5 protein-coding genes and 1 pseudogene are annotated in these 4,676 nt (G+C 72.0%); all 6 read right to left on the bottom strand.

Going from position 1 to position 4,676, the window contains the following annotated elements:
- Positions 1-483 (bottom strand): annotated as a pseudogene (locus D180_RS09405) (hypothetical protein); the annotation flags it as partial.
- On the bottom strand, positions 480-941 hold the full coding sequence (gene fliJ, locus D180_RS09400; RefSeq protein WP_010341649.1) for a flagellar export protein FliJ: 462 nt from the start codon (positions 939-941) through the stop codon (positions 480-482). The gene fliJ and the pseudogene D180_RS09405, both read right to left, overlap by 4 nt.
- A 3-nt stretch (positions 942-944) precedes the next feature.
- Positions 945-2,321 carry a FliI/YscN family ATPase gene (locus tag D180_RS09395; protein WP_017912589.1) on the bottom strand — a complete coding sequence of 459 codons (1,377 nt, stop codon included), beginning with the start codon at positions 2,319-2,321 and terminating at the stop codon, positions 945-947.
- Positions 2,318-2,941: a FliH/SctL family protein gene (locus tag D180_RS09390; protein WP_017908680.1), complete on the bottom strand. Its 624-nt coding sequence runs from the start codon at positions 2,939-2,941 to the stop codon at positions 2,318-2,320. The genes D180_RS09395 and D180_RS09390 overlap by 4 nt, the downstream gene beginning before the upstream one ends.
- Positions 2,938-3,927, bottom strand: a complete 990-nt coding sequence (fliG, locus tag D180_RS09385; protein WP_017912588.1) for a flagellar motor switch protein FliG — start codon at positions 3,925-3,927, stop codon at positions 2,938-2,940. The genes D180_RS09390 and fliG overlap by 4 nt, the downstream gene beginning before the upstream one ends.
- Before the next feature lie 10 nt (positions 3,928-3,937).
- On the bottom strand, positions 3,938-4,676 hold a 739-nt coding region (locus tag D180_RS09380), incomplete at its 5' end, for a flagellar M-ring protein FliF C-terminal domain-containing protein (protein WP_017912587.1).

Here is a 4,676-nt window from a genome sequence, read left to right as displayed (position 1 = left end):
GCCCAGCGGGGTCGCGGTGGCCGCCGGCAGCACTGCCGCGCCGATCGCCGGCAGCAGGCCCAGGCCGATGCCGGCCAGCCCGGCCGGCGGCCAGGCGCTGTCGTCGGACTTGGCGTCCTCGTGCTTGTCTTCGGTCTTGGCCTTGCTCTTGTCGCTGCCCGAGGCCTTGGTCTCGGTGCTGCTCTTCTCGGCGTCCTGGGCGACCTTGTCGCCGGCCTGCGCGGTGCGCGCGGGGTCGCTGGCGGTGTCGTCCGCGGCGGCCGGACGCTTGTCCGCCTGGTCCTTGCCGGCGTTCTGCGCCGGCTTGGGCGTCTCGCGGGCGGCGGGCTTGGGCGCGGTGGTACGCGCCGAGCCGCCGCCGCCGAGCAGCTTGGCGAAGTCCTTGTCCTTGCCGCCGGCGCGGTCGGTGCCCTGCGTGTCGTTGCCGCCGCCGATCTGGCTGGCGCGGCCACTGCCGCCCAGCGCGGAAAGCGCGTTGTTCATCGTCCGTCTCCGTCATCGTGTTCGTCGGCGGTGGCCGCCAGGCGCGCGCGGCGCGCGCCCAGGTCGTCCATCTCGCGCTGGCTGCGGCGGTCGTCGACCTTGCGTTCCTGCGCGCGGTAGCTGGCCGCGAGCTGTTCCAGCACCTGCTTGTCGCGGCTGGCCAGCAGCAGCCGGCTGCGCTCCATCTCCACCTTTTCGCGGTTGCGGTCCACGGTCTGGCACTGCTGCTGCACCGCGCTCTCCAGCCGGTCCAGGAAGGCGCGGCGGTTGGCCAGTTGCGCCAGGCTGGTCGCGGCCATCTGGCTGTTGGCGTACTCCTCGGCGTAGCGGCGCAGTTCCTCCAGCCGCGACTCGTGGGTGGCCAGGGCGCGCTGGCGCTCGGCGAGATCGCGCGCGACCTCGTCTTCGTGCTGCTGGGCGCGGCGGAGCAGGGGATCGAGACGTTGCGATTGCATCATGGCTTAGTTCTCGCGGTCGACCAGGCGCTTGAGGGCGGCCTGGCTGTGGGGCAGATCTGCGGCTTTGGCGACGTCCTGTCCGAGGAATTCCATGATCTCCGGCCAGCGCTCCAGCGCTTCGTCCACGGCCGGATCGTTGCCGCGCTGATAGGCGCCGATGGTGATCAGGTCGCGGTTGGCCGAGTACGCCGACACCAGCCGCTTCAGCGAGCGGATGCGCAGGCGCCACGGCTCGTCGGCGATGTCCTGGACCACGCGGCTGACCGAGGACTCGACGTCGATGGCCGGGTACAGGCCGCTGTCGGCGACGCGCCGCGACAGCAGGATGTGGCCGTCGAGGATGGCGCGCGCGGCATCGGCGATCGGGTCCTGCGGATCGTCGCCTTCGGTGAGCACGGTGTAGAAGGCGGTGATCGAGCCGCGGCCCTTGGCGCCGTTGCCGGCGCGTTCGACCAGCGCCGGCAGCTTGGCGAACACCGACGGCGGATAGCCGCGGGTGGTCGGCGGCTCGCCCACCGACAGGCCGATCTCGCGCTGGGCCTGGGCGAAGCGGGTCAGCGAGTCCATCAGCAGCAGCACGTTCAGGCCCTGGTCGCGGAACCACTCGGCGATGGCGGTGGCGCGGTAGGCGCCGTGCAGGCGCGCCAGCGGCGGGCGGTCGGCCGGGGCGGCGACCACCACGGCGCGGCGCAGGCCTTCCTCGCCCAGGGTGGTCTCGACGAAATCGCGCACTTCGCGGCCGCGTTCGCCGATCAGCCCGACCACGATCACGTCGGCGGCGGTGTAGCGGGTCATCATGCCCAGCAGGGTGGACTTGCCGACGCCGGAGCCGGCGAACAGGCCCACGCGCTGGCCGCGGCCGATCGGCAGCAGCGCGTTGATCGCGCGCACGCCCACGTCCAGCGGGGTGGTGATCGGTTCGCGCGCCAGCGGGTTGATCGACACGCCGGCCATGCCCACCGAGCCTTCGGCGCGGATCGGGCCCTTGCCGTCCAGCGGCACGCCGTCCGAGTCGATCACCCGGCCGAGCAGGCCTTCGCCCACTTCGACGCCGCCGCGGCGGTGCAGCGGCACCACCCGCGCGTTGGGCAGCAGGCCGTGGGTTTCGGCGCTGGGCATCAGCGAGGTGCGGTCGCCGGAGAAGCCGACCACTTCCGCGTCGACCCAGCCGCCGTCGACCTCGACCTTGCAGGTGGCGCCCATCGGCGCCTCGCAACCGACCGCTTCCAGGGTCAGGCCGACCGCGCGGCGCAGGATGCCTTCGCGGATCAGGCCGCGGCCGGCGGCCACGTCCAGATCGAGCTTGCCGAGGCGGCCGGCCAGGCGCAGGTTGCGCGCATCCAGCCAGTCGGCGGGGTGGGTGCCGGACAGCGCGCTCACAGGCCCGCTCCGGACTTGCGCATCACCGTTTCCAGGGCCGCGCGCAGGCGCGCCTCGAGGGTGCCGTCGATGCGCACCGATTCGGCATGCACGCGCAGGTCGCCGCGGCTCAGGCTCAGGTCCGGCACCAGCCGGATGCCCTGATCCATCAGCGTCAGCAGCGGGGTCAGCGCGGCGATGTCGTCCGGGTGCAGGCGCACCTCGACATCGCGGCGCGCGCCGCCGACCGCGTCCAGCGCCTCGGCGACCAGTTCCGACAGCAGCACCGGGTCGGCTTGGTAGGCGCGGCCGACCAGGCTGCCGGCGATGCGCACGGCCAGCTCGCCGAGCGCGCCGACCACCTCGTTCTCCAGCCGCGCCAGCGGCCGCGAGAAGTTGTCCAGGATGCCTTCGATCTGTGCGGTGAGGCGGCGGATCTCGGCCTGGCCCTGGGCCAGGCCCTCGGCGTGGCCGCGTTCGAAGCCTTCGTGCTGGGCCGCGGCCTCGATCGCCTGGATCTCCTCCAGGCTCGGCGGACGCAGCACCGGCTCGTCGGGCAGCGCGTCTTCGTAGGGCAGCGCCGCCAGCGCGGACGGGGCATCGAGTTCCGGCGCCAGCCAGCGCACCACGTTGCCGTTCATACCATGGCCTCCGCACCGCTACCGCCCAGGCTGATCACGCCTTCGTCGGCCAGGCGCCGCACGATCGCCAGGATCTCCTTCTGCGCGGCTTCCACGTCGGACAGGCGCACCGGGCCGCGCGCCTCCATGTCTTCCAGCAGGATCTCGGCGGCGCGCTGTGACATGTTCTTGGTGATCTTGTCGCGCACCTTGATGTCGGCGCCGCGCAGGGCCAGGCCGAGACGGTCGCCGCTGACTTCGCGCAGCATGGTCTGCAGGCCGCGGTCGTCCAGCTCCACCAGGTTGTCGAACACGAACATCAGGTCCTGGATGCGGCTGCCCAGGTCGGCGTCGATCTTGCTGATCGCCGACAGCACGCCCTGGTCCGAGCCGCTGTCCAGGAAGTTGAGGATGTTGGCCGCGACCTTGACCCCGCCCACGTTGGACGACTTCAGGTTCTGGTTGCCGGAGAACTGCCGCTCCATGATCTCGTTGAGCTCGTTGAGCGCGTGCGGCGGGATGCCGTCGAGGGTGGCGATGCGCATCAGCACGTCGGCGCGGGTGCGCTCGGGCAGCAGCTTCAGCGCCTCGGCGGCCTGGTCGCTGTCCAGGTGCGCCATCACGATGGCGATGATCTGCGGATGCTCGTTGCGCACCAGGTCGGCGATGGAGCGCGGGTCCATCCACTTCAGGGTGTCCAGGCCGGTGGTGTTGCGGCCCAGCAGGATGCGGTCGATCAGGCTGCCGGCCTTGTCGGCGCCCAGCGCCTGCACCAGCACGTTGCGGATGTAGTCGTCGGCGCCCACGCCCAGCGAGGTCTTGCTGCCCAGCTCGGCGTTGAACTCCTCCATGACCTTCTCGACCTGGTCGCGCGAGATGCCGCTCAGCGTCGCCATGGCGATGCCGATCTTCTGCACCTCCTTGGGGTCCATGTGCTTCAGCACCTCGGCCGCGTCGGCCTCGCCGAGCGACAGCAGCAGCACGGCGGCGCGCTGGGTGCCATTCATTGCGTTCGCATCAGGCTTCACTGGCGACCCATCCCTTCACGACCTGCGCCACGCGCTTGGAATCCTGTTTGACCGCTTCGCGGGCCTGACGCAACCGTTCCTCGTAGGCGTCGGGCAGGGCGATGGCGGGGTTGCCGCCAGCGCCGCCGCTGAGGCTGGCGGTGTCCTCGCCCAGCGACGGCAGCAGCGGGTTGTCGTCGTCGAGCATCGACAGCTTGGCGTCGCGCGGCTCGTTGCCGTCGCGGTCGTGGCCCACCGACGCGGCCGGCGCGGGACCGGCGATCTGGCGCAGCGCCGGGCGCAGCACGCCGAACAGCAGCGCCAGCACCACCGCCGCACCCAGTACCAGGCGCGCGACGTTCATCACCCGCGGATCTTCCCACCAACCGGGCTTGTCGGCCGCTTCCGGGGCCTGGCGGACGAACGGGGCGTTCATCACCGAGACGGTGTCGCCGCGTTCGGCATTGAAGCCCACCGCCTGCTTGACCAGGCCTTCGATACGGGTCAGCTCGGCGGCGCTGAGCGCCTGCTCGGTCATCTTGCCCTTGGCGCCCGGCCGCATCACGTGGTCCACCAGCACCGCCACCGAGACGCGCTTGATGCGCCCGGCCGGCTGCCGGGTGTGCTGCAGGGTGCGGTCCAGCTCGTAGTTGCGGGTGGCGCTCTTGGAGCTTTCGGTCGGGGTCGCGGCGGCGGCCTGCTGGGTGCCGGCGGTGCCCGCGGCGGGCGGGGCGCCGGTGGCGCCCGGC

It is taken from the genome of Xanthomonas sp. SHU 166 (assembly GCF_000364685.1).
GTDB lineage: Bacteria > Pseudomonadota > Gammaproteobacteria > Xanthomonadales > Xanthomonadaceae > Xanthomonas_A > Xanthomonas_A sontii.
This window is presented reverse-complemented; position numbering and strand designations above follow the sequence as displayed.

Coding starts and splice junctions, on each gene's coding strand:
- fliJ (WP_010341649.1), bottom strand. CDS start 941: ATGATGCAATCGCAACGTCTCGATCCCCTGCTCCGCCGCGCCCAGCAG.
- D180_RS09390 (WP_017908680.1), bottom strand. CDS start 2,941: ATGAACGGCAACGTGGTGCGCTGGCTGGCGCCGGAACTCGATGCCCCG.
- fliG (WP_017912588.1), bottom strand. CDS start 3,927: ATGAATGGCACCCAGCGCGCCGCCGTGCTGCTGCTGTCGCTCGGCGAG.